At 56.8% G+C, this 23,617-nt stretch carries 23 protein-coding genes; 9 read left to right on the forward strand and 14 right to left on the reverse strand.

The features are described 5' to 3' along the window. Positions 1 to 15: 15 nt before the first annotated feature. Entirely contained in the window at positions 16 to 243 is a 228-nt protein-coding gene (locus tag LZU96_RS06655) for a YejL family protein (protein WP_009089108.1), read from the reverse strand. 158 nt (positions 244 to 401) lie between these two features. Between LZU96_RS06655 and yejK the strand changes: the two genes are divergently transcribed. Next, positions 402 to 1,406, forward strand: coding sequence for a nucleoid-associated protein YejK (gene yejK / locus LZU96_RS06660; protein ID WP_233987563.1), 1,005 nt, complete (start codon positions 402 to 404; stop codon positions 1,404 to 1,406). A gap of 661 nt (positions 1,407 to 2,067) precedes the next feature. On the opposite strand, the gene rplY is transcribed toward yejK, so the two are convergent. Both rplY and LZU96_RS06670 read right to left on the reverse strand, forming a co-directional pair. Next, complete coding sequence (gene rplY / locus LZU96_RS06665; RefSeq protein ID WP_013358540.1) at positions 2,068 to 2,352, reverse strand: 50S ribosomal protein L25; 285 nt, start codon at positions 2,350 to 2,352, stop codon at positions 2,068 to 2,070. A 144-nt stretch (positions 2,353 to 2,496) separates the two neighbouring features. Continuing rightward, positions 2,497 to 4,251 carry a DEAD/DEAH box helicase gene (locus tag LZU96_RS06670; protein WP_233987564.1) on the reverse strand — a complete coding sequence of 585 codons (1,755 nt, stop codon included), beginning with the start codon at positions 4,249 to 4,251 and terminating at the stop codon, positions 2,497 to 2,499. Between the two features lie 155 nt (positions 4,252 to 4,406). Between LZU96_RS06670 and rsuA the strand changes: the two genes are divergently transcribed. From rsuA to LZU96_RS06685, 3 genes are all read left to right on the forward strand, one after another. Continuing rightward, positions 4,407 to 5,126: a 16S rRNA pseudouridine(516) synthase RsuA gene (gene rsuA / locus LZU96_RS06675; protein ID WP_233987565.1), complete on the forward strand. Its 720-nt coding sequence runs from the start codon at positions 4,407 to 4,409 to the stop codon at positions 5,124 to 5,126. A 64-nt stretch (positions 5,127 to 5,190) separates the two neighbouring features. Further along, complete coding sequence (locus LZU96_RS06680) at positions 5,191 to 6,387, forward strand: Bcr/CflA family multidrug efflux MFS transporter (protein WP_233987566.1); 1,197 nt, start codon at positions 5,191 to 5,193, stop codon at positions 6,385 to 6,387. A 314-nt stretch (positions 6,388 to 6,701) separates the two neighbouring features. Next, complete coding sequence (locus LZU96_RS06685) at positions 6,702 to 7,022, forward strand: hypothetical protein (RefSeq protein ID WP_233987567.1); 321 nt, start codon at positions 6,702 to 6,704, stop codon at positions 7,020 to 7,022. On the opposite strand, the gene yejF is transcribed toward LZU96_RS06685, so the two are convergent. From yejF to yeiP, 9 genes are all read right to left on the reverse strand, one after another. Further along, on the reverse strand, positions 7,009 to 8,613 hold the full coding sequence (gene yejF / locus LZU96_RS06690; protein ID WP_233987568.1) for a microcin C ABC transporter ATP-binding protein YejF: 1,605 nt from the start codon (positions 8,611 to 8,613) through the stop codon (positions 7,009 to 7,011). The genes LZU96_RS06685 and yejF overlap by 14 nt on opposite strands. Further along, positions 8,614 to 9,636: an ABC transporter permease gene (locus tag LZU96_RS06695; RefSeq protein WP_233987569.1), complete on the reverse strand. Its 1,023-nt coding sequence runs from the start codon at positions 9,634 to 9,636 to the stop codon at positions 8,614 to 8,616. Continuing rightward, positions 9,636 to 10,727 carry a microcin C ABC transporter permease YejB gene (locus tag LZU96_RS06700; protein ID WP_233987570.1) on the reverse strand — a complete coding sequence of 364 codons (1,092 nt, stop codon included), beginning with the start codon at positions 10,725 to 10,727 and terminating at the stop codon, positions 9,636 to 9,638. The genes LZU96_RS06695 and LZU96_RS06700 overlap by 1 nt, the downstream gene beginning before the upstream one ends. Before the next feature lie 11 nt (positions 10,728 to 10,738). Beyond that, positions 10,739 to 12,547: an extracellular solute-binding protein gene (locus LZU96_RS06705; protein WP_233988146.1), complete on the reverse strand. Its 1,809-nt coding sequence runs from the start codon at positions 12,545 to 12,547 to the stop codon at positions 10,739 to 10,741. Between the two features lie 30 nt (positions 12,548 to 12,577). Then, positions 12,578 to 14,140, reverse strand: coding sequence for a cyclic di-GMP phosphodiesterase (locus LZU96_RS06710; RefSeq protein ID WP_233987571.1), 1,563 nt, complete (start codon positions 14,138 to 14,140; stop codon positions 12,578 to 12,580). A 224-nt stretch (positions 14,141 to 14,364) separates the two neighbouring features. Continuing rightward, positions 14,365 to 14,940 (reverse strand): bifunctional murein DD-endopeptidase/murein LD-carboxypeptidase, encoded by a 576-nt coding sequence (gene mepS, locus LZU96_RS06715; protein ID WP_031377229.1) that lies wholly within the window; start codon positions 14,938 to 14,940, stop codon positions 14,365 to 14,367. A 514-nt stretch (positions 14,941 to 15,454) separates the two neighbouring features. Then, a complete protein-coding gene (locus LZU96_RS06720) occupies positions 15,455 to 16,162 on the reverse strand; it encodes a phosphatase PAP2 family protein (protein WP_233987572.1) in 708 nt (235 codons plus the stop codon). Between the two features lie 44 nt (positions 16,163 to 16,206). Beyond that, positions 16,207 to 17,181, reverse strand: coding sequence for a CobW family GTP-binding protein (locus tag LZU96_RS06725; protein WP_233987573.1), 975 nt, complete (start codon positions 17,179 to 17,181; stop codon positions 16,207 to 16,209). A gap of 81 nt (positions 17,182 to 17,262) precedes the next feature. After that, on the reverse strand, positions 17,263 to 17,835 hold the full coding sequence (gene yeiP / locus LZU96_RS06730; RefSeq protein WP_233987574.1) for an elongation factor P-like protein YeiP: 573 nt from the start codon (positions 17,833 to 17,835) through the stop codon (positions 17,263 to 17,265). Between the two features lie 164 nt (positions 17,836 to 17,999). Between yeiP and LZU96_RS06735 the strand changes: the two genes are divergently transcribed. After that, positions 18,000 to 18,254 (forward strand): YkgJ family cysteine cluster protein, encoded by a 255-nt coding sequence (locus LZU96_RS06735; protein ID WP_233987575.1) that lies wholly within the window; start codon positions 18,000 to 18,002, stop codon positions 18,252 to 18,254. A 106-nt stretch (positions 18,255 to 18,360) separates the two neighbouring features. On the opposite strand, the gene LZU96_RS06740 is transcribed toward LZU96_RS06735, so the two are convergent. Further along, positions 18,361 to 18,555, reverse strand: coding sequence for a hypothetical protein (locus LZU96_RS06740; RefSeq protein ID WP_233987576.1), 195 nt, complete (start codon positions 18,553 to 18,555; stop codon positions 18,361 to 18,363). On the opposite strand from LZU96_RS06740, the gene fruB reads away from it, so the two are divergent. The 4 genes from fruB to LZU96_RS06760 are packed head-to-tail and all read left to right on the forward strand — an operon-like array spanning position 18,526 to position 22,492. Then, positions 18,526 to 19,656 carry a fused PTS fructose transporter subunit IIA/HPr protein gene (gene fruB, locus LZU96_RS06745; protein WP_233987577.1) on the forward strand — a complete coding sequence of 377 codons (1,131 nt, stop codon included), beginning with the start codon at positions 18,526 to 18,528 and terminating at the stop codon, positions 19,654 to 19,656. The two genes, LZU96_RS06740 and fruB, sit on opposite strands and share 30 nt — an antisense overlap. Beyond that, positions 19,653 to 20,591, forward strand: coding sequence for a 1-phosphofructokinase (fruK, locus tag LZU96_RS06750; protein WP_233987578.1), 939 nt, complete (start codon positions 19,653 to 19,655; stop codon positions 20,589 to 20,591). The genes fruB and fruK overlap by 4 nt, the downstream gene beginning before the upstream one ends. A 16-nt stretch (positions 20,592 to 20,607) precedes the next feature. Then, complete coding sequence (gene fruA / locus LZU96_RS06755; RefSeq protein WP_233987579.1) at positions 20,608 to 22,299, forward strand: PTS fructose transporter subunit IIBC; 1,692 nt, start codon at positions 20,608 to 20,610, stop codon at positions 22,297 to 22,299. Between the two features lie 46 nt (positions 22,300 to 22,345). Continuing rightward, positions 22,346 to 22,492, forward strand: coding sequence for a hypothetical protein (locus tag LZU96_RS06760; RefSeq protein ID WP_233987580.1), 147 nt, complete (start codon positions 22,346 to 22,348; stop codon positions 22,490 to 22,492). A gap of 257 nt (positions 22,493 to 22,749) precedes the next feature. On the opposite strand, the gene nfo is transcribed toward LZU96_RS06760, so the two are convergent. Then, complete coding sequence (nfo, locus tag LZU96_RS06765) at positions 22,750 to 23,595, reverse strand: deoxyribonuclease IV (protein WP_233987581.1); 846 nt, start codon at positions 23,593 to 23,595, stop codon at positions 22,750 to 22,752. Positions 23,596 to 23,617: the final 22 nt, after the last annotated feature.

Raw genomic sequence — 23,617 nt, forward strand, 5'->3', positions numbered from 1 at the left:
GATCAAATCAGCAAATTAATGGGCGTTATCGTCACGTACCGACGCCTGCAGGGCATCAGCGAAAGATCGTGCCAGTGAACGACGTTGCGCAGGGGCGACATCGCTGTTAATTAAGTTGGTCACCATATTTCCCAGTACCATCAGGGAGAGATCGGTCGGCGCCTTGTCCTTCTGCAGGATTTGGGCCATTTCCGCGAGGAGTTGTTCCACGCGTTCGTCACTGTAACGGGAAGATTGTGGCATATCGTTATCTAAGCTCATTTCAAAAGGCGATATATTACCGGAACAGCGACCTTTTTTCCGCAATTTTATCGAAAGCGCACTGTTCGCTTTACGCATGGAGTTGAAAGCCGATGCCGGCGGTGTTTGAATACGCGCCTGTGCTAAAAGGAGAGTCTACCATGAGTCTGGATATCGACCAGATTGCCCTGCATCAGTTAATTAAACGCGATGAAAACCAGCTTGAACTGGTGCTACGTGATTCGCTGTTACCAGCCACTAACACAGTTAACGCCATGGTGGAGGAGCTGCACCGGGTTTACAGCGCGAAGAGCAAAGCCTATGGCCTGTTCAATCCTGAGAGTGAACTGGCGGAGGCGCTGCGTAATTGTCGCCAGGGCAACGATGATTTTCTCGCTTTTAGCCGCGCGGCCACCGGTCGCCTGCGCGATGAGCTGGCAAAATATCCGTTTGCCGAAGGCGGCGTGGTGCTGTTTGTTCACTATCGCTACCTGGCCGTGGAGTATCTGCTGATTGCGGTGCTTAACAGCCAGTCGAGTATGCGCGTCAATGAGCAGATGGACATCAGCAGTACCCACTATCTCGACATTAATCATGCCGACATTGTGGCGCGTATCGACCTGACCGAATGGGAAACTAATCCGGAATCGACCCGTTACCTGACTTTCCTGCGCGGCCGCGTCGGACGTAAAGTGGCTGATTTCTTTATGGATTTCCTCGGTGCGGAAGTGGGATTAGACACCAAAGCGCAGAACCGCGGTCTGTTGCAGGCGGTGGATGATTACTGCAGCGAGTCAAATCTCGATAAGCAGGAGCGTCAGAACTACCGTCAGCAGGTCTATAGCTACTGCAACGAGCAGCTGCAGGCGGGCGAGGAGATCGCGCTGGAAGAGCTGTCGGGTGAATTGCCGCCGCTGGGCGAAAAAACCTTTCAGGCGTTTACCCAGGAACAGGGCTATGAACTGGAAGAGAGCTTCCCGGCCGACCGCAGCACCCTGCGACAGTTAACCAAATTTGCCGGCAGCGGCGGGGGACTGACGCTGAACTTTGATGCGATGTTGCTCGGCGAGCGCATTTTCTGGGACCCGGCTACCGATACCCTGACCATCAAAGGGACGCCGCCGAACCTGCGCGATCAGCTGCAGCGCCGGACCAGCAGCAAATAAAAAAAGCCGGGCTGAGCCTTAATACTCGTTAGTTAAGCGACAGGTGATAACGCAGTCTGGTGCCGCTCAGGGGCTGGCGGTCCTCGCGCCGCTGCGCGGTACCTTCACTTCATTCGTCTGCCTGACGGACCGCCGGGGATGGCACATCCTGTGCCGCCCCGCCTTTCGCCCGCGTCCTGCGGGCTCTCCTGGCTAATGTTCAGCGCTGCGGATTGCCTGCCCCTGATCGGCCCCAGCCTGCTCTGAAGCTTCAGTGCGTGCTGTTAAAAAGGGCACGATGGTAGAGGCCTGAGCGCCTCTGCTGCTGAAAGGGCTATCCGCAGCGCTGAGGCGTGACGTTGGGCCAGAACGCCACGCCGGGAAGCGTGGAGAGTTCGGGGCCGGCCAGGGAAGGCCGATCCCCGAACGGTTCGTCGGCACGACGTCAAAGCCGAAGGAACCGCGCAGCGGCGCGAGGACGGCCCGGCAGCAGCAGAAGTGCTCAGCCCGCACTCCTGCACACTCGCCCAAAAAAAAGCTGCCACGTCTGACCGTGACAGCCTTTGCAAATGTAACCTTAACTGACAAGCATCAGGGCTGAGTCCGGCTTTAACCGTATCTGGCGGCAAAATAAAAGGGCCGGTTTCGCAACCGGCCCTTCTACGTTCAACTTATCCGGCGATTAAGCGCGAACGAAGTCGATGTGAAACAGTTTTGGCTTGAACGGGTGACGCTGAACAGCCTGAACTTTCACTTTGGTTTCTTTACCGTCAACAGACAGGGTCAGCACTTCGTCGTAGAAACCTGGCTTAGCTTGCAGGTTCATTACGGAGTCGTGATCCAGGTCGATGGCAACAGCCGCTTCAGAACCACCGTAGATGATGGCCGGGAAACGGTTTGCTGTACGCAGGCGGCGGCTCGCACCCTTACCCTGCTCTTTACGTTCTACTGCATTGATAGTGAGCATCAATATCTCTCTTTATTTAATTCCTGCTACAGGCGACCCAGTAACAGGCAGGTTATTCAATACCGCTAATGCACATGCAAAAGCGGGCGGCAGTATAGCCGTTATGCCAGGTGGTAGCAAACGATATACCCGCCGGCACCGTACTTAACGCAGCTCGTTGGCGCGACGGAAGCGGCCCTGATAATCAAACATCTTTTCGCGGATCTGCCAGAACTGGCCTTTGGCCCGCGCGACCACAAAGTCGGGATGACGCAGCAGCGGCTGCAGCGCCAGCACATCAGCGGCGGTCTGCCAGCCCAGCGGCACGCCAGGCGCGCGCTGATGCGGACGCATAAACAGTTGTTCAAATGCCTTACGCTGGGCTGGGGTCTGCAGGCGAAAACGTTCGCTGACGCTGGTGCCTTCCTCATCGAAGTAGGTGGCTTTCAGCCATTCACCTTTGGCATCGCGCCCCTGTTCCAGCGTCATACCGCCGCAGCGCAGCACCAGCGCATCTTTTAATTTCAGCGCGGCCTTCAGCATGTCGTCGGGATCGACCAGAATTTTACCGCACTGGTGACAGCGCCGGGCGGCAATATCATTTTCTGCGCCGCAGTCGGGGCAGCTCTTGAAGCGGAAGCGGAAGTCGCACTGCTCGCGCTCACCGTCGTCATCTTCCAGTACGCCCTGGCAGCGACGGCCAAAATGCTCAATCACCATGCCGTCGGCGGTGGCTTTGCCCCAGAAGGTATTGGCGAAACCGCAGGCGGGACAAAACACCTGCACCGGCTGATTATCACTGGCACCTTTGGGCGCGCCCACTTCCGGCGTAAACAGGTCGTGCGGGTTGCCGGCGTAATCCAGGATCAGACAGTCTGTTTTGCCCGGCGACAGCCGCAGGCCGCGGCCGACAATCTGCTGATAGAGGCTGACCGATTCCGTCGGGCGCAGAATGGCGATCAGATCAACGTGCGGCGCATCAAAACCGGTGGTCAGTACCGCCACGTTAACCAGGAACTTCAGCTGTTGCGCCTTGAACGCCACAATCAGCGCATCGCGCTCTTTGGCCGGCGTCTCCGCCGACACCAGGGCGCTGTTAGCGGGCAGCAGTTGCAGAATTTCACGCGCGTGCTCGACCGTAGAGGCAAAAATCATCACGCCCAGCCGATCTTCGGCGAACTCAACAATCTGACGAATGATATGCGGCGTCACGCGCTGCTGTTGTTTCAGTTCGCGGTTAAGATCGGCTTCGCTGAATAAGCCGTTGGCCTGGGCGGTCAGGCGACTGAAGTCATACTGCACCACCGGCATATCGAGCCGCTCCGGCGGCACCAGAAACTGATGTTTAATCATGTAGCGCAGCGGCAGTTCATAGATACAGTCACGGAACAGCGCTTTTTCATCGCCGCGCACCATACCGTGGTAGTGAAACTGGTAAATCCAGCCTTTACCGAGACGGAACGGGGTGGCGGTCAGGCCGAGCAGCCGCAGCTGCGGGTTATGTTGTCGCAGATGATTGAAAATCTGCTGATACTGGCTCTCTTTGTCATCGCCGATACGGTGGCACTCATCGACAATCACCAGAGAAAAAGCGCTGTCGAACTGGTCCAGGTTGCGCGCCACCGACTGCACGCTGCCAAACACCACTTTGCGCTGACTCTCTTTGCGCTGCAGGCCAGCGGCAAAGATATCCGCTTCCAGCCCGTAGGCCTGATATTTGCTGTGGTTCTGCGCCACCAGTTCTTTGACGTGCGCCAGCACCAGCACCCGGCCGCGCGCCAGCCGGGCCAGCTCGGCGATCACCAGGCTTTTCCCGGCACCGGTCGGCAGCACAATAACCGCAGGATGATGATGACGACGGAAATGCGCAACGGTGGCATTGACCGCGTCCTGTTGATAGGGGCGTAAGGTAAAAGACATGGCTATCACTTTTGACAAACTGAGGATAATTATGCCACGAAAGCGCGGTAAACGCGCTGTCAGGCGGGCGCGGATCACGTTATACTTCCCGCACATTTTCAACGGTTAACCAGGCCGTTTCAGGTTCCCTCCGCAGTAACAGGCAAAACGAATTCATGCGACTCGACAAATTCATCTCTCAGCAACTGGAAATCAGCCGTGCCATCGCCCATCGCGAGATCCGCGGCCAGCGTGTCACCGTAAACGGTGAAGTGGTGCGCGACACCGCCTTCAAACTGCTGCCCGACCACGAAGTCGAATATGACGGCAACGTGCTGCAAATGCAGACCGGACCACGCTACTTTATGCTGAACAAGCCGCAGGGTTACGTCTGCTCAACCGACGATCCCGATCATCCGACCATCATCTATTTTATCGAAGAGCCGATGGCTTTCAAACTGCACGCCGCCGGTCGTCTCGACATTGATACCACCGGGCTGGTGCTGCTGACGGATGATGGTCAGTGGTCACACCGTATTACCTCGCCGCGCCATCACTGCGAGAAAACCTATCGGGTGATGCTGGAGTCACCGGTCAGCGACGACACCGCCGCGCAGTTTACTGCCGGTGTGCAGCTGCACAACGAAAAAAGCCTGACCAAACCGGCGCAGCTGGAGGTGATTACGCCGACGGAAGTGCTGCTGACCCTGAGCGAAGGGCGTTATCACCAGGTGAAACGGATGTTTGCTGCGGTAGGAAATCGGGTGGTGGGTCTGCATCGCGAGCGTATCGGGGACATTTCGCTGGATGCGGATCTGGAACCGGGTGAATACCGGCCATTAACCGCCGAAGAGATCGCCAGCATCGGCGTGCCGAAAGAGCTGCAGGCGAAATAACAGTGCAGGCCGGCTGCAAGGCGCAGCGGCCGATCGGTTTTAACCAGCAAGGGCAGGAGAGGCTGTGCGCAAGGAAAAGAATTCGCCGATAGGGTTGGTGGTCATCCTCGGTCTGTTAGCGATGCTGATGCCGCTGTCGATTGACATGTATCTGCCGGCAATGCCGCAAATTGCCCGTGAATTTGGCGTCTCTGCCGGTAGCGTGCAGATGACGCTCAATCTTTATATCCTTGGTTTTGCCATTGGTCAGCTGATTTACGGACCGCTGGCTGACAGCTATGGCCGTAAGCCGGTGATTGCGCTGGGTACCCTGATTTTCGCCGTCGCCGCGGCAGCCTGTGCGCTGTCGCAGAGTATCGATCAGCTGATCGCCATGCGTTTTCTGCATGGTTTATCTGCCGCCGCCGCCAGCGTGGTGATCAATGCCCTGATGCGCGACAGTTACTCGAAAGAGGACTTCTCGCGCATGATGTCCTTCGTGATGCTGATCACCACCATTGCGCCGCTGCTGGCACCGATCATCGGCGGCTGGCTGCTGCTGATCTGGAACTGGCACGCCATCTTCTGGGCGCTCTCGGCTGCCGCGGTGGTCACCGCCGTGCTGGTGACCACGCAGATTCGTGAAACCCTGAAGCCCGAGCAGCGACAGCGTTTTCATCTGCGTACCACGCTGGGTAATTTTGTCATTCTGTTCCGGCACAAGCGCGCGTTCAGCTACATGCTGTCGAGCGGCTTCTCGTTTGCCGGGCTGTTTACCTTTCTCAACGCCGGCCCCTTTGTCTACATTGAACTGAACCACGTCTCACCGCAAAATTTTGGCTATTACTTTGGCCTTAACGTGGTGTTCCTGTTCATCTTAACCCTGATCAACAGCCGCGCGGTGCGCCGGTTTGGTCCGGTGGCGATGTTCCGGCTGGGACTGTTAATTCAGTTCTGTATGGGAATCTGGCTGCTGATCGTCAGTGTGCTCGATCTCGGTTTTCTGCCGCTGGTGATGGGCGTGGCGATGTTTATTGGCTGCGTGTCGATGGTCTCATCGAATGCAATGGCGGTGATCCTCGACGAATTTCCGCATATGGCGGGCACCGCCTCTTCGCTGGCCGGCACGCTGCGCTTTGGCGTCGGCGCGCTGGTGGGCGCACTGCTGTCGCTGGTCAGCTTTAACAGTGCCTGGCCGATGGTCGGCACCATCGCATTGTGCGCGACGCTCTCTCTGCTGCTTTTTTTCTACGCTTCCCGTCCTCGATCCGCCTCGCGTTAAGCGGGCTTAGTCGATCAGGCCGCTACGGTTACGCCGGGCGGTCCGATCGGTTACGTCACTTTGTTTCTATAATGTGAAAATATTTAGCTAATAAAGTAACCATATTGCGTCTAAAATGATTGTTAAGTGCTGCCGAACGCGGTACATATAGCCTGAATTGCGATACCACTCGCAAAAAAATAAATTCAGCGATCCGCTTTGGTGTGAATTGAGAAGGCGGGCCTTGACGTCCCGTTTCTGACGGTACCCGGCATCGGGTCAGGCGTCACTGGCGTGGATGGCGAAGTAAATTTCTCTTGGGGACATTGATAACTATGCTGCAACTTTCGATTGTGCATCGCTTGCCACAGCGTTTTCGCTGGGCCAGCGATCATCATAGTGCCATCGAAGCAGATGACGGCACGCTGGACGATCAGGATTTTATCGCGCTGCGTCTGATCAGCCATGACGGTATTCCGGCGTGGGAGATCCTGCAGCAGCTCAAAGAGGTGCTGGCTGACATTCAGGTCGATTGTAAAGTGGCCGAATGTGAAGGGCAGCCCTGTCTGTTTATCCAGCGCAGCGACGAGAGCGCGACTAACTGCTGCCTGAAAAATCAGGGCGTGGCGATTGCCGAAACCTTTATCGCGGGTTGAGTTGCGCTGAGCGCAGCAGCTCGCGCGTATATTCCGCAGCCGGCGACGCAAACAGCGTCTCACATTCCCCCTGTTCCACCACCTCTCCCTGACGCAGCACAATAAGCTGATGGCACAGCGCGCGCACCACCTCAAGATCGTGACTGATAAACAGATAGCTCAGCTGACGCTGCTGCTGCAACCGGCGTAACAGCGTCAGAATCTGTTTTTGTACCGTGCGATCCAGTGACGAGGTGGGTTCATCCAACACCAGCATCTCCGGTTCGAGGATCAGCGCACGCGCAATCGCGATACGTTGCCGCTGACCGCCGGAAAATTCAGCCGGATAGCGATGGCGGCTTTCAGCCTCCAGCCCGACCTCTGCCATCACGGCCTTAACCCGCTGCTCCTGCTGTTGGGCGCTGAGCTCAGGCTGATGCACCGCCAGCCCTTCGGCAATAATCTGCTGAACCGTCATCCGCGGATTAAGCGAAGAGTTCGGGTCCTGAAACACCACCTGAATCCGCTGGCGCAGTGGCAGCAGTTGCCGCCGAGACAGCTGATGCAGCGGCTGGCCGTCGAACCAGACCTCGCCACCGGCCTCAATCAGCCGCAGCAGCGCCAGCCCGGTAGTGCTTTTTCCTGAGCCGGATTCGCCTACCAGCCCGAGGCTTTCGCCGCGCCGCAGCGTAAAACTCAGTGCCGAAAGCGCCCGTTTTTCGCCCACCCGGCGGCGGAACAGACCGCTGCGCAGCGGGAAGCTGACCTGAAGTTGATCGACCCGCAGAATTTCCGGCGCGTCGGCGGGCAGCGGCAGCGGTTTCCCTTCCGGCTCGGCCGCCAGCAGTTGCTGAGTATAAGGATGCTGCGGCTGGCTCAGCAGCGTCTGACAGCGATTCTGCTCAACCATCTTTCCCTGACGCATCACGCTGACGGTATCGGCCAGCTGACGCACAATATTCAGGTTATGGGTGATAAACAGCATCCCCATATTAAATTCACGTTGCAGCTCGCGCAGCAGCCGCAGAATCTGTGCCTGTACCGTCACATCCAGCGCGGTGGTCGGTTCATCAGCAATCAGTAATGCAGGCCGGGTGAGCAACGCCATGGCGATCATCACCCGCTGTCGTTCACCACCGGAAAGCTGATGCGGGAAATCGTTTAGCCGGCTGGCCGGCTGGCGAATCCCGACCCGCTCCAGCACGCCAAGAATTTCACCGCGCGCCGCCGCAGGTCGTAATCCGCGATGCAGCGACAGCACTTCATACAGCTGCTTCTCCACGTTATGCAACGGATTCAGCGACACCATCGGCTCCTGAAAGATCATCGCGATCTGGTCGCCGCGAATGCCGCGCAGCCGCTGCTCGCTGGCACGCAACAGATCCTCACCGTTAAACAGAATCTCACCGCCCGGATACGCCACCGTCGAGGGATGCAGCAGCCGCATCACCGATAGGGCAGTCACGCTTTTGCCGGAACCGGACTCGCCGACCAGCGCCAGGGTTTCGCCGGCTTCGACGCGTAATGAAACCTCATCAACCACCTGATGCAGCTGCTCGCCCTGACGAAAGGCGACAGAAAGATGGTTGATAGCAAGCAGTGGCGTAGCCATTCAGACTCCGTTACCCGGATCGAAGGCGTCACGTACCGCTTCGCCGATAAAAATCAGTAGCGACAGCAGGATCGCCAGTGAGAAAAAGCCCGCCAGGCCCAGCCAGGGCGCCTGCAGATTATTTTTACCCTGCAGCAGCAGTTCTCCCAGCGACGGCGAACCCAGCGGCAAACCGAATCCGAGGAAATCGAGAGAGGTCAGCGTGGTAATCGATCCACACAGGATAAACGGCAGGAAAGTCAGGGTAGCCACCATCGCATTTGGCAGCATGTGGCGCAGCATAATCCGGCTGTCACTGATCCCCAGCGCCTGGGCCGCGCGAATGTAGTCGAAGTTTCGGGTGCGCAGAAACTCGGCCCGTACCACGCTGACCAGGCTCATCCAGCCAAAGGTTACCGTGACCAGCAGCAGCCACCAGAAACCGGGCTGAATCACGCTGGAGAGCAAAATCAGCAGAAACAGCGAGGGCATACCGGACCAGACTTCAATCAGTCGTTGTCCGATCAGATCCACTCTGCCGCCGAAATAGCCCTGTACCGCGCCGACCACCATGCCGATCACGCTGGAAAACAGCGTCAGCAGCAGGCCAAACAGCAGTGAAATGCGCGTGCCGTACAGCAGGCGAGCCATTACGTCACCGCCGGTCGCGTCGGTGCCGAGCCAGTTCTGCGCCGACGGCGGTGAAGGGAAGGGCACCTGAGTAGCAAAATTGATGGTGCTGTCGCTGAAGCGGATCGGTGCCCAAATCGCCCAGCCCTGCTGATCGATGCGCTGCCGCAGCCAGGGGTCCTGATAGTCGGCGGTGGTTGGCAGCACCCCGCCATAATCGGTCTCGCTGTAATCCACCAGCAACGGGAAATACCAGCGCTGCTGGTAATGCACCAGCAGCGGCTTGTCATTGGCGATCAGTTCGGCGCCCAGCGACAGCAGGAAAATCAACAGGAAAATCCACAGCGACCAGTAGCCGCGTCGGTTATGACGAAAGCGCTGCCAGCGCTGCTGATTCAGGGGAGACAAGCGCATCAGCGGCCCTCGAAATCAATGCGGGGATCGACCAGCGTATAAGTTAAGTCACTGAGAATATTCATCAGCAGGCCGATCAGGGTAAAAATATAGAGCGTACCGAACATCACCGGATAGTCGCGTTGCAGCGTGGCATCGTAGCCCAGCAATCCCAGTCCGTTAAGTGAAAATATCACCTCAATCAGTACCGAACTGGTGAAGAACATGCTGATAAAGGTGGCGGGGAAGCTGGCGATCACCAGCAGCATCGCATTGCGAAACACATGATGGTAGAGAATGCGGCGCTCCGGCACGCCTTTGGCGCGGGCGGTGACCACGTAGAGTTTACGGATCTCATCCAGAAAGGCATTCTTCGTCAGCATGGTCAGAGTGGCAAAGCCGCCAATCACCGTGGCCAGTACCGGCAGCGCGATGTGCCAGAAGTAATCGAGTACCTGGCCGTACCAGGGCAGGCTGTCATGCTGCGGTGAGGTGAGACCGCGCAGTGGAAACCAGTCGAGATAGCTGCCGCCGGCAAACAGCACGATCAGCATGATGCCAAACAGAAAAGCCGGAATGGAGTAGCCAATAATGATGAAGGTGCTGCTCCAGATATCAAAGGCGCTGCCATTGCGCACCGCTTTGCGAATGCCCAGTGGAATCGACACCAGATAGATAATCAGCGTGCTCCACAGGCCGAGGCTGATCGAGACCGGCAAACTCTCTTTAACCAGCTGAAGCACCGAGGCGCTGCGAAACAGGCTGTCGCCGAAGTCAAAACGGGCATAGTTCCACAACATCTCGCCATAGCGCTGCCAGATCGGCTTATCAAAGCCGTAGCGCTGCTTAATCTCGGCAATCACCTCCGGGTCCAGACCGCGCGCGCCGCGATACTGGTTATCACCGGGATTCAGTGCATTCAGGCTGGCGCGGGACGCCGCGCTGTCGGCACGGCCGCTCGCCAGCCCTGTAGTCTGACCAAACTGAATATTGGCCAGCGCCTGATCCACCGGACCGCCAGGCGCAATCTGCACAATAAAAAAGTTAAGGGTGATGATCGCCCACAGCGTGGGAATAATCAGCAACAGCCTGCGCAGAAAGTAAGTTGCCAACGTTCCACTCCTTAGCGTTTGCTGGCCGGCAGCCCGGCAGCTTTGTTCACGTCATACCACCAGTTTTCCAGCCCGAGGCTGTAAGCCGGTTTGCCGGCCGGATGGGAAAATTTATCCCAGTACGCCAGCCGTTGCTCTGCGTTGTACCACATCGGGATCATATAGGCATTCCACAACAGAATACGATCCAGCACCTGTGCCAGCGGCCGAATCGCCGGAAGATCGCCGTGATGCGCCACAATCTGTTTCACGAAGTGATCGACCAGCGGATCTTTAACCCGCGCAGTATTCCACGACGAGGCGATGTAATCTGACTGCCAGTAAACCTGCAGGCTGGAGGAGGGGATCGGCATCGCGCCATAAACGGTGGCGATCATCTCGTAGTCGCCTTCGCGTAACCGCCGCAGATACTGTGAACTGTCAACCTGACGCAGGTTGAGAGTGATGCCGAGTCGCGACAGATTGTGCTGCAACGGCAGCGCCCATTCGGTATTGGTCCCGCTGCGCAACAGCAGTTCAACCTTAAACGGCTGACCGGTTTTCGCGTTCACCAGTCGGCGATCGTTAATCTGCCAGCCCGCCTGTTTCAGCAAGGCAAATGCCCGTAACAGACTGGCGCGATCGTAACCGCTGCCGTCGGTAACGGGCGGATGGTAAGGCTGAGTGAAGAGTTCAGGCGGCAACTGCGCGCGCCACGGGGCCAGCAACGCCTGCTGCTGCGCGTCGGGCAGGCCGCTGGCCGCAAAGTCGGTATTCTGGAAATAGCTGCTGGCACGCTGATAAGCGCCATAGAACAGGGCTTTGTTCATCCACTCGAAATCAAACGCCAGCGTCAGCGCCTGCCGGACCCGACGATCGTGGAACAGCGGTTTTTCGTTGTTAAACGCCAGCCAGCGGGTATCAATGGCGGCTTCGTTTGGCAACGTCTCTTTCACAATACTGTGATCGTCAAAATGGCGGCCGCGATATTGCGTGGCCCATTTTTTGGCCGAGGTCTCTTCCCGCAAATCGAATGCACCCGCTTTGAAGGCTTCAAACGCCACGTTGTCATCCAGATAGTAGTCGTAGCGGATGCGGTCGAAATTAAAACGCCCGCGGTTAACCGGCAGATCGGCGGCCCAGTAATCTTTTACCCGGCTGTATTCAATAAACTGGCCCAGCTTCCACTTAGTGATGCGATAAGGACCGCTCGACAGCGGCGGTGAACTCAGGGGTTCGTTGAACTTTTTATCGTGCCAGAATTTTTCCGCCAGCACCGGCAGCGTCAGTAAGCCCAGCATCCGGTCTTTGTCCGGCTGCTGCGCATCAATCCGCACCGTCAGCCGATCCAGCGCCTTAACGGTCACGCCGCGATAGGCGACGCGAAACTGCGGCACCCCTTCGGTCATAAATTTGGTAAAGGAAAATGCCACATCCCCGGCGGTGATGGGCGTGCCATCCTGAAAGCGGGCACGGGGATTCAGGCGGATCTCAATCCACGTAAAGTCACTGGCGTAGCGGGCGGACAGGGCAATCAGCGGGTAATAGCTGCCGGGTTCATCATCTGAACCGGTATAAAGCCCGTCATACAGGGTTTCCGTATTGATGCCGGGATTGCCGCGCGAGGCGTAGCGGTTGAAGTTGTCGTAGGTCCCCACCACCGCCATGGTGATGCTGCCACCTTTAGGAGCATTGGGATCGGCGTAGTCATAATGGCTGAAGTCGGGCGGGTATTTCGCTTCGCCGGCCTGCGTGAAGGCGAAACTTTCTTTGATGCTGGCAGCCAGCAACGGGCTGCTGAGCAGACCACACAGCAATAATAATCCAGCACGAAGCAGCACCACGGTTACGCTCTCCTGTGATTTTCCGATTCAGGCATTATGACGCTGGAAATAGTCTATCAGCGTTTCAGGCCGCAGCGGTCGACTAAAAATGTAACCCTGAAGATGGGTAACACCGCGATTGATCAGCCAGGCGGCCTGTTCACCGGTCTCGACGCCTTCCGCCACGCTTTTAAGATTGAGCTTTTTCGCCAGCTGCAACACCGTATCCAGCACCGGCGAGGTCAGGGTATCGGTGCCGATGCTCTGAACGAAACCGCGATCGATTTTCAGGTAATCGAAGGCATATTTTTCCAGATAGATCAGCGCGCTGTGTCCGGTGCCGAAGTCATCAATCGCAATATTGATCTTTTGCTGATGCAGCCACTCAAACAGTTCGCCGACATTTTCATCGCGCACCATGGCTCGTTCAGTGATTTCAAATACGTAGTTAAAGTGCGCGGCGGGCATGGTGTCGAGCCAGCGCAGCACATCCTGGCGGAAACCGCTATCGGCCAGGTGCAGCGGCGAGATATTCAGACTGAGGCTGGCATGACGGGGAATGGTATGGCAAAGCAGTTGGGCATCGCGGGCGACCAGCTGAAACAGGTGCCGGGTCAGCGGAATAATCAGGTTCTGCGCTTCGGCGTAACCGATAAACACATCCGGCGGGATCGGTCCCTCAACAGGATGCGTCCAGCGCAGTAGCGCTTCCATACCGTAGGGCTGACCGTCGTGAGAGGTGACCAGCGGCTGATATTCAATATGAAACTCGCCGCGCTTCATGCCCTGAATCAGATCTTTTCCTGGCCGCTGACAGACCGACAGCAGCAGCCAGCAGCCGCCGGTGACCAGCACAGAGAGCAGCAGGCTGCTTAGCAGAATATTTTGATAATCGCTGAGCGCCAGCGTGGTGCCATATAACACAAATTGCAGCGGGTAACCCGGCAGTGACTGTTGCAACAGCGGCGGGGGCAGCAGAGTGTTGTCGATCACGCCTGACTGCCAGCTGGTTAACGCGCTGCGCTGCGCCACCAGCGCCATGCCAGAGATCTCTGGCCGCCATGACGGCAACAGCTGATAGGGCGCAAGGGTAATATTGAGAGTGGCAAAGACGCCAGACTGCGCGCTGCCAGGGTTCCTGATCCACAATGCCAGTGCCGGTTTATCGGGTTGCAATGGGGTTCCGCCCATCAGCTGCAGATCAATATCGCGCGTTGTATCACTCCCTGGTGATATGACGTTGAGCGGCAGGTTAAAGCTGCCGGTGGCCGATGAGCAAAAGGCGTTACCGTCATTCACCAGCAGAATTGCGCGCAGATTACCGGCAAAGGCGGCGCGTGAGGTCAGTTCGCGATTGATGGTCTGGCAGGTAGCCTGGGTAAAGGGAAGCAGGGGACTGAGTGTGTTGTTAATCAGTGAGGAGAGCGTTTGCTGCAGTGCTGTTCGGCTGTTTTCTAATAACTGCTGATGTTGCTGCTCGCGCTTGTGCCAGAGATGGTTAAGCGACAGTGCGGTAAATAATAAAAAGAACAGGCAGCCGATCATCGCGCTGCTCCATGCGATTCGACGAGGATAGGTTGCATGGCGCATCAGCGCCCCCGACAGTGGCATGAGGTGCTTCCTCTGATAAAATTATTATTATGTTATTGCGCACGACTGCTTCGGTATAAGCGCCTGAGAATATAACGAGAGGACGGGGAATGTCTCGATATTCTTTTGAAAGACAATGGTTTTCATGCCATCAGTCTCAGGCGGGTAAAGGCAACAGACGAAAAAAAACGCTGCGTTAGCAGCGTTTCATATTCTCTGGCTGAGAAGGAGATCAAAGGCGGTAATCAGGTCGGGTTACGACTTAATACGCGTCGCCCTTCACGATAACGCTTTTTCCAGTAATCATCGTTCAGATTTGAAATCATCACACCACTGCTGGTGGAAGCATGAACGAAGTTATCATTACCGAGATAGATGCCAACATGACGGCCAGTAGAACCGGCACGGAACAGCACCAGATCGCCAGGACGCAGTTTAGTGCGCGAAATCTCTTTACCGGTGCCCTGCTGCTCTGAGGTAGAGCGCGGCAGTTCTAAGCCAAATTGATCGCGGAAGGTGCGTTGTACAAAGGCGGAACAATCGATACCGCGTTTGGTATCGCCACCCAGACGATAGCGCACGCCTTTCCAGACAGCGTATTGATCCATGATGCGCGACTTAACGTCGACGTTACGCACCATTTCTTCAAACTCATCCTGAGACGCCTGAAGTAAAAAACCATTGTGGTTGTTAACTTCATGATTCTCGTTATTCGCGTTTTGACCGTTATGGGTACTGCTACAAGCTGAGAGGAGAGTTGCCAGTGCCACTGCAGGCACGATTCGCCAGATATATCTCAGTATTGGTTGAGACTTGACCATTATTCGGGTTTTCCTTCGATGTCCTTACGACAAGATTGTCGCCAGCCAGATGACAAAACAGGGAGATTAATAAGCGAAACAGACTAAGACAATTCCTTAATTACTAAAATGTGTTAATGGACACATTTTTACTGTAAAAAAAATCGAATTCTCTGATGCTGTTACCCCACAGCGACTGAGGTTAACTGATTCCAGACGCCGTGGCGAGTGCTTTCAATCAAATTCTTATAGGTTTTTCTGATGTGAAATCAAACCTTAACACACTGACTAATTTAGCAACAATTGTGGTCAAATGATGGTGAGAGCAGGGGACCAAAATGGCGCTAATTCGGCCTATAGCCTGCTAATTGAGAATTTTCTTTATGGACAAGCGAACGTGAGGATTATTTGAGCGATGAAGCCGGTCATAACCTTTTCTTTTAATGGATTTGATTAGCCTGCTAATAGTGCATCGGGTTTTTTTATAAGCGCGGGCGGCTAAGAATAAGGCCATTATTGCACCCGCGCTTATCATTCAGGCCAGGGGCTTATATTTACCCGGCAATTTGCGATAAAACCAATTAACCAGCAGATCGCTGGCCGGAGTTAATAACCACCAGCTTAATCCCACTAATACCACTGAAAGGGAACCGACAGCGATATCGGTGAACCAGTGCGCGCCCGCCATCACCCGTGGCAGTGAAAAAATAACCACAATCGCCGCCGCAATTAAAAAACGTCCGAAACCAAAATAACGCCAGATAAAGCAGGCGAAGATCATCAGCATCATGCCGTGGTCGCCAGGGAAACTGTCTTTCGAGGCATCTTTGGCCGGAATACCGGTCAGTTCACTGACCCGATGGACGTTTTCGAAGAACAGCGTCGGGCTGGAATGCTTCACCGGCAGCAGATGGCCCAGCTGGTTGAGCACCACCGCGGTGAGCAGCATGGTAATGCCGATAGCCAGCATCCGTCGCCGTGCCTGCGGGGTTTCTCCTCGCCAGATCGACAGATAAAGCAGGCCCATCGCCAGCAGCGAGACCGCATCAAAGCCACGATAGTTAGTGATCGCCACCAGCAGCGCAAAGCCGGAATGGATAATCATCTGGCTATTAAAGCCAAAGAAAATGGATTTATCGACGCCATACCAGAAACCATGTTCAGGTGGCAGATACCATGACAGGAATAGCACCACACCTAATGCGTTCAGCAGCAGGATGGTTATAAGGCGAGTTACGCGCATAGTTAAACTCATATTTAAAAAAATAACCGCCGACGATACCCTTGTCAGCGTAAACGGCACTTCAACAACGCCGATTGTAGTCTATTCCAGTCAGCCTGCTGCGAATGAATGATCTCAATACGGCTGTCGGCGGGTGGCAGCGATCGCGTTTCAAGCTGCAGATCCGCGCCCTGACGATTAATATTCAGCGATCCCTCTTCAACGCGCATGACGCCTTTTATCCGATCGCCTGGGGCCAGCCGGACCCATTCCAGCAGCGCCGCCCGATCAAACCGCGTCTCAGGGTCAAACAGCCAGCCACAGGCGCTATAGTCCTGCCCCTGATTCAGCGCCCGACGCCAGCGTGCCTGACCTTCCAGCCGCAGGGCCGCGACGCCGCTGACCGCGGCAGCCACCGGATGATGATGCTGCGGTACCGGCAGCTCGCGTGGCTTGCCGCGCGGCGTATCCAGCAGCGCCAGCGGAATCTGACCAAATTCGGTGGCAATAAAGGGCCGCTGATCCTGCGCATCCTGTTGCCAGCGGGCTAAGCGCTGATAATCCTCCGGCTGCCAGCGATCCTGCTTGTTACCGATGATTACGTCAGCTGCGGCCAGCTGATCGCGGAAATTTTCATTGGCGACCACGCGCGGATCGGCCAGCTGGCGGGCATCCAGCAGGGTGAGGGTGGCGTTAAGTTGCAGCCAGGAATGGTAGGTCGGGGAACTCAGCATCTGCAGTAACTGACGCGGATGGCCCAAACCGGTCGGCTCGATCAGCAGCCGGTCCGGTTTATTTTTCAGCAGCATATTGAGCCCGACCTGCATCGGCAGGCCGTTGACGCAGCACATGCAGCCGCCGGGGATCTCTTTTAACGTTGCGCCGCGGTTCGCCAGCAGCGCGCCATCGACACCAATCTCACCAAATTCATTGACCAGCACCGCCCATTGTTCATTGGCAGGCTTTGCCGCCAGCAGATGACATAACAGCGTGGTTTTGCCACTGCCTAAAAATCCGGTGATCAGATTGACCCGTGTCATCGGTCCGCCTCCTGTCAGCATATCCGGGTTAAAGTGTTATAATATAACAATCGGCAACCCGGCAACGTTCAGGCTGTGCGATCAGTCGGCGCGGCCCATATAACGGCGTTCGGCAATATGAATGCGGATGCGGTCGCCGTTGCTGAGGTATTCCGGTATCTGAACCACCAGCCCGGTGCTCATGCCAGCCGGTTTAGTGCGGGCACTGGCCGAGGCGCCTTTAATGCCGGGCGACGTATCGACAATTTCCATGTCCACGGTTTGCGGCAGTTCCAGCGCCAGCACCTGGCCTTCCATCGTCAGCACCTGAATGCCCGGAATCCCGCCTTCAGGAATAAACAGCAGCTCTTCTTCGATCTGCTCTTTTTTGAAGTTATAGGGAGTGTAATCTTCGTCGTCCATAAAGACGTACTCATCACCGTCTATATAAGAGAAGGTGACGCTGCGGCGGCTGAGCGAAATCGCATCAATAATTTCGTCGCCTTTAAAGCGTTCTTCTACTTTCATTCCGGTGCGTACATCGGTGAAACGCATCTTATACAGGGTGGCTGCGCCACGCGCGCTTGGGCTCTGGACATCAATATCTTTAACCAGCAGCAGTTTTCCGTTATGGGTAACGGCCATTCCTTTTTTGATCTCATTCGCTTTTGGCATTGCTGTTCTCGCTATCTCTGAGAGTGAATTGCGCGCCACGTTACTCGCGCCGGTGAAAACTGGCAATATGGCGACGGTGAAATTTTACCTGGGGCAGCGGCAGACGTGGCAATTACGCCGTCAGACTGCTATTGTCGCCGCGACTTTCTCTGCCGGAGCACAGTATGCAATGCCGTAGCCACTGCGGTGCCTGTTGTACGGCGCCCTCCATCTCTTCACCGATCCCCGGCATGCCCAACGGCAAACCCGCTAACACCCCCTGCGTGCAGCTTGATGAGGCTTTGCGCTGCAAGCTGTTTGGATCTGACTTACGTCCCGCGGTGTGTGCCGGCCTGCAGCCTGCGCACAGCATGTGTGGCGATTCACGTCAGCAGGCGATGATCTATCTGTTGCAGCTGGAAGCGGACACCGCGCCCTGATCCGCTGACGTTGCTGAACCTTTGGCTGAGTTTATGCCAGGCTTACAGCAACCGCGTCAGCGGGCAGAGAGCAAAATCTTAAAACGTCGATGAAATGTGCGTAACATCAAAAATCTGCTACGCCGTTTGCGCATTTTCTTGCCTGCTGCCAGGTGCTGTACCACAATCCTTGAAACGTTTCAGCGGTGACCACGCCACCTGTTTTCAGCAGGATGGCGTAATAATTTCCCCACTGGCTGAAACGATTCAATCTCAGCAAGCGAGGAGAATTATGTTCCAGCTCGAATTGCAGGCCATCCATACCGGAGCCAGCGCCCAGAATAAAGAAGAGGCCATTCGTCAGGTTGCAGCAGCATTGACCGCTGCCGGTAATGTGACGGAGGGCTACGTCAACGGTATGCTGGCGCGTGAGCAGCAAACCTCAACCTTTCTGGGCAACGGCATCGCGATTCCGCACGGCACCACCGATACCCGCGATCTGGTGCTGAAAACCGGCGTCCAGGTGTTCCAGTTTCCGCAGGGCATCAGCTGGGGCGACGATCAGACCGCCTATGTAGCTATTGGCATTGCCGCCAAATCGGATGAGCATCTGGCGCTGCTGCGTCAGCTGACCCATGTTCTGAGCGATGACAGCATCGCTGAACAGCTCAAAACCGCCTCTGCTGAAGATCTGCGTGCGTTGCTGATGGGCGAAAAACAAGCCGCCGAATTTAGCTTCGACACCTCATTAATTACCCTGAACGTCGCCGCCAGCGATCTGATCACCTTACAGGCGATGAATGCCGGTCGGCTGCAGTCGGCTGGCGTGGTCGATGCCAGCTACGTCGCCGATGTGGTTTCCAACCCGCCGCTGAGTCTCGGTCAGGGGATCTGGCTGAGCGACAGCAGCCTCGGCAACCTGCGCAGCGGCGTCGCCGTCAGCCGTGCCGCCCATCCGTTTGAGCATCAGGGCGAATCAGCGGCGCTGTTAATCAGCGTGGCGGCGGTGGATGAACGTCCGCTGGAAGTGCTGGGTTACCTCAGCGCGCTGTTACAGCAGGGCAAAGCGGACCGTTTGCTGAAAGCCGATGCCGCCGGTGTCTATGCGCTGCTCACCAGTGAAGTGGACGAGCAGGCTGAGGTCCTGACGGCAGAATTTACTATCCGCAACGAGCACGGTTTACATGCCCGCCCGGGTACTGCGCTGGTCAGCGTCATCAAGCAGTTCAACAGCGACATTACCGTTACCAATCTCGACGGCAGTGGCAAACCCGCCAACGGCCGCAGCCTGATGAAAGTGGTCGCGCTCGGCGTGAAGAAAGGCCATCGCCTGCGCTTTACCGCCAGCGGCGAAGACGCTCAACAGGCGCTGAACGCGATTGAAGAAGCGATCACCAGCGGACTGGGCGAGGGGGCAGCATGAGCAGACGCGTCGCAACCATCACGCTGAACCCGGCCTATGATCTGGTGGGTTATACCCCTGAAATTGAACGTGGCGAAGTTAACCTGGTAAAAACCACCGGACTGCACGCGGCGGGCAAAGGCATCAACGTTGCCAAAGTGCTGAAAGATCTCGGCATCGACGTCACCGTAGGCGGTTTCCTGGGGAAAGAGAATCAGGATGGCTTTCAGCAGCTGTTCAGCGAACTGGGCATTGCTAACCGTTTTCAGGTCGTGCCAGGCCGCACCCGTATTAACGTCAAACTGACTGAGCAGACTGGCGATGTCACCGATCTGAACTTCTCCGGATTTCAGGTCACCGGACAGGACTGGGACCGCTTTACCAGCGACTCTCTGACCTGGCTGGGCCAGTTCGATATGGTCTGCGTCAGCGGCAGCCTGCCGGAAGGGGTCGATCCTGACGCCTTTACCCGCTGGATGACCGAGCTGCGCACTCATTGCCCGTGCATTATCTTCGACAGCAGCCGTGATGCGCTGGTCGCCGGGCTGAAAGCCGCGCCGTGGCTGGTTAAACCTAACCGCCGTGAGCTGGAAATCTGGGCCGGTCGTAAACTGCCGGACCTGCAGGATGTGATTGGTGCTGCCCATGAGCTGCGCGAGCAGGGCATCGCCCATGTGGTGATCTCGCTGGGCGCAGAAGGCGCGCTGTGGGTTAACGCCTCAGGCGAATGGATTGCCAAACCACCGGTGTGCGAAGTCGTCAGCACCGTCGGCGCGGGCGATTCAATGGTGGGCGGCCTGATTTACGGGCTGTTAATGCGTGAATCCAGTGAACACACGCTGCGTCTTGCAACGGCAGTGGCGGCGATGGCCGTCAGCCAGAGCAACGTTGGCGTTTCCGATCGTACCCAGTTGGCCGCAATGATGGCGCGCGTCGACTTACAACCCGTTAACTGACAGCAGGAGAGCGATAATGAAAACGCTGCTGATAAAAGATCCTTCATTGGGACTGGCTTCCGCTTACATGGCGCAACAACGTCTGACCGCTGCGGGCCTGACGCTGACTGATAATCCTGCCGAGGCCGAACAGGTCATCGTGCTGGGCAAAAACGTGCCGGACGACGCGGCACTGAACGGTAAACCGCTGTGGCAGGGTGAGGTTCAGCTGGCGATCCGCGAGCCAGAAACTTTCCTCACTCGCGCCAGAGCCGAAGCGAAACCCTGGCAGGCTGCGGCAGCCGTTGCCGCGCCAGCAGGTGCGCCTGCGGCGGCCCAGGCCGGTGCGCAGAAACGCGTGGTTGCGATCACTGCCTGCCCAACCGGCGTAGCCCATACCTTTATGGCCGCAGAGGCGATTCAGGCTGAAGCGACCCGTCGCGGCTGGTGGGTCAAAGTAGAAACCCGCGGCTCAGTTGGTGCTGGTAATGCCATTACGCCGGAAGAAGTGGCGGCGGCCGATCTGGTGATCGTGGCGGCTGATATCGAAGTCGATCTGGCGAAATTTGCCGGTAAGCCGATGTACCGCACCTCAACCGGACTGGCACTGAAGAAAACCGCGCAGGAGCTGGATAAAGCAGTAGCCGAGGCGAAGCCGTACAAAGCCACTGGCGCGCAGAGCAGCGACAACCAGAACGAGAAGAAAGAGGGGGCAGGCGCCTATCGTCACCTGCTGACCGGCGTTTCTTACATGCTGCCGATGGTGGTAGCGGGCGGTCTGAGTATCGCGCTCTCCTTTGCCTTTGGTATCACCGCTTTTAAAGAGCAGGGCACGCTGGCTGCCGCGTTAATGCAGATCGGTGGCGGCAGCGCCTTCGCTCTGATGGTGCCGGTACTGGCAGGCTTTATCGCCTTCTCCATTGCTGACCGTCCGGGTCTGACCCCAGGCCTGATTGGCGGGATGATCGCCACCAGCATCAACGCAGGGTTCCTCGGCGGGATCATCGCCGGTTTCATCGCCGGTTACGCAGCGAAGCTGATCAGCGGCAAAGTGAAACTGCCACAGAGTATGGAAGCGCTGAAGCCGATACTGATTATTCCGCTGTTTGCCAGCCTGATTACCGGCCTGCTGATGATTTATGTGGTTGGTAAACCGGTTGCCGGTATCATGAACGGTCTGACGCACTGGCTGGCGAACATGGGTACCGCCAACGCGGTGCTGCTGGGCGCGATTCTGGGCGGCATGATGTGTACCGATATGGGCGGTCCGGTCAATAAAGTGGCTTACGCTTTTGGTGTCGGTCTGCTGAGTTCTCAGACGTATGCCCCGATGGCGGCGATCATGGCGGCCGGTATGGTGCCACCGCTGGCGATGGGCCTGGCGACGCTGGTTGCCCGTCGTAAATTCAATAAAGGTCAGCAGGAAGGGGGCAAAGCGGCGCTGGTACTGGGTCTCTGCTTTATCTCTGAAGGTGCGATTCCGTTCGCGGCCCGTGACCCGATGCGTGTTCTGCCTTGCTGCATCGTCGGCGGCGCGACCACCGGTGCCATTTCGATGGCGGTGGGTGCCAAACTGATGGCACCACACGGTGGGCTGTTTGTGCTGCTAATCCCAGGCGCGATCACCCCGGTGGTCGGCTATCTGGTAGCGATTGTGGTCGGCACGGCGATTGCTGGCCTGAGCTATGCGGTGCTGAAACGTCCGGAAGAGCAGTTGGCAAAAGCCTGATTTGCTCAGGGGCATAATCTGCTGAAGTAAAAAAACCGGGAGCCAGATGGCTCCCTGTTTGCTTTTTCAGACGGTGAATAAGGTTAAAGCGATGGATGAATACGCCTGGAGTAAAGCATTGCGCCGCCGGGATAAAACGCCAGGCGCTGGCCCGGATGCTGGCCTGAGCGCCCTTTCTAACAACATGCACTGAAGTTTCAGAGCAGGCTGGGGTCGGGCAGGGGCAGGCAATCCGCAGCGCTGAACAGAATGAGTCTGCCAGGAGAGCCCGCAGGACGCGGGCGAAAGGCGGGGCGGCACAGGATGTGCCATCCCCGGCGGTCCGTCAGGCAGAGGAATGACGTGAAGGAACCGCGCAGCGGCGCGAGGACCGCCAGCCCCTGAGCGGCACCAGACTGCGTTATCACCGATCCCTTAACTGATCGGCATTAAGCCGACTGGCTCCCTGTTTTATCCCTGCTGTTCGGACTTCAGCCAGGCAATCTCATCTTTCCAGATATCCGGGTTGATGGTTTCAAGGATTAACGGAATCCCGTCAAAACGCGCATCCTTCATCATCCAGCTGAACACGGTTTTACCGATATTGCCTTCACCCAGGCTGTGATGACGGTCAACGCGGCTGCCGAAGGTGCTTTTTGCATCGTTGAGATGCATCCCGCGCAGATACTTAAAGCCAACGATGCGCTCAAACTCAGCGAAGGTGGCGACACAGTCCGCTTCGGTACGCAGATCGTAGCCACCGGCAAAAGCGTGGCAGGTATCCAGGCAGACCCCGACGCGTGTCTTATCCTCAACCTGGTCAATAATTTCCGCCAGATGCTCAAAACGGAAACCCAGATTGCTGCCCTGACCGGCGGTGTTTTCAATCACGGCTGTGACGTTACGGCTCTGGTCGAGGGCGATGTTGATCGATTCGGCGATGCGCTTCAGGCAGGCCTGCTCGTCAATCTGATGCAGGTGGCTGCCCGGATGGAAGTTCAGCAGCGTCAGGCCAAGCTGATCGGCACGCTGCAGCTCATCAATAAAGGCAGCGCGGGATTTTTCCAGCGCCTCAGCCACCGGATGACCAAGGTTAATCAGGAAGCTGTCGTGCGGCAGGATTTGCTGCGAACTGAAGTGATATTTCTCGCAGGCGGCGCGAAAGGCATCAATCACCTCAGTGGAAAGCGGGGCGGCTTTCCACTGCCGTTGATTTTTGGTAAACAAGGCGAAGGCGGTGGCGTCGATCTCATGGGCGCGTATCACTGCCTGATCCACACCACCTGCCGCACTGACGTGTGCGCCGATATATTTCATGCCGTTCTCCTGAAGGGGCTAT

Origin of the sequence: Pantoea agglomerans, assembly GCF_021397715.1 — a bacterium.
Taxonomy (GTDB): domain Bacteria; phylum Pseudomonadota; class Gammaproteobacteria; order Enterobacterales; family Enterobacteriaceae; genus Pantoea; species Pantoea astica.

Coding starts and splice junctions, on each gene's coding strand:
- LZU96_RS06655 (WP_009089108.1), bottom strand. CDS start 243: ATGCCACAATCTTCCCGTTACAGTGACGAACGCGTGGAACAACTCCTC.
- yejK (WP_233987563.1), top strand. CDS start 402: ATGAGTCTGGATATCGACCAGATTGCCCTGCATCAGTTAATTAAACGC.
- rplY (WP_013358540.1), bottom strand. CDS start 2,352: ATGCTCACTATCAATGCAGTAGAACGTAAAGAGCAGGGTAAGGGTGCG.
- LZU96_RS06670 (WP_233987564.1), bottom strand. CDS start 4,251: ATGTCTTTTACCTTACGCCCCTATCAACAGGACGCGGTCAATGCCACC.
- rsuA (WP_233987565.1), top strand. CDS start 4,407: ATGCGACTCGACAAATTCATCTCTCAGCAACTGGAAATCAGCCGTGCC.
- LZU96_RS06685 (WP_233987567.1), top strand. CDS start 6,702: ATGCTGCAACTTTCGATTGTGCATCGCTTGCCACAGCGTTTTCGCTGG.
- yejF (WP_233987568.1), bottom strand. CDS start 8,613: ATGGCTACGCCACTGCTTGCTATCAACCATCTTTCTGTCGCCTTTCGT.
- LZU96_RS06695 (WP_233987569.1), bottom strand. CDS start 9,636: ATGCGCTTGTCTCCCCTGAATCAGCAGCGCTGGCAGCGCTTTCGTCAT.
- LZU96_RS06710 (WP_233987571.1), bottom strand. CDS start 14,140: ATGCCACTGTCGGGGGCGCTGATGCGCCATGCAACCTATCCTCGTCGA.
- mepS (WP_031377229.1), bottom strand. CDS start 14,940: ATGGTCAAGTCTCAACCAATACTGAGATATATCTGGCGAATCGTGCCT.
- LZU96_RS06720 (WP_233987572.1), bottom strand. CDS start 16,162: ATGCGCGTAACTCGCCTTATAACCATCCTGCTGCTGAACGCATTAGGT.
- LZU96_RS06725 (WP_233987573.1), bottom strand. CDS start 17,181: ATGACACGGGTCAATCTGATCACCGGATTTTTAGGCAGTGGCAAAACC.
- yeiP (WP_233987574.1), bottom strand. CDS start 17,835: ATGCCAAAAGCGAATGAGATCAAAAAAGGAATGGCCGTTACCCATAAC.
- LZU96_RS06735 (WP_233987575.1), top strand. CDS start 18,000: ATGCAATGCCGTAGCCACTGCGGTGCCTGTTGTACGGCGCCCTCCATC.
- fruB (WP_233987577.1), top strand. CDS start 18,526: ATGTTCCAGCTCGAATTGCAGGCCATCCATACCGGAGCCAGCGCCCAG.
- LZU96_RS06740 (WP_233987576.1), bottom strand. CDS start 18,555: ATGGATGGCCTGCAATTCGAGCTGGAACATAATTCTCCTCGCTTGCTG.
- fruK (WP_233987578.1), top strand. CDS start 19,653: ATGAGCAGACGCGTCGCAACCATCACGCTGAACCCGGCCTATGATCTG.
- fruA (WP_233987579.1), top strand. CDS start 20,608: ATGAAAACGCTGCTGATAAAAGATCCTTCATTGGGACTGGCTTCCGCT.
- LZU96_RS06760 (WP_233987580.1), top strand. CDS start 22,346: ATGGCTCCCTGTTTGCTTTTTCAGACGGTGAATAAGGTTAAAGCGATG.
- nfo (WP_233987581.1), bottom strand. CDS start 23,595: ATGAAATATATCGGCGCACACGTCAGTGCGGCAGGTGGTGTGGATCAG.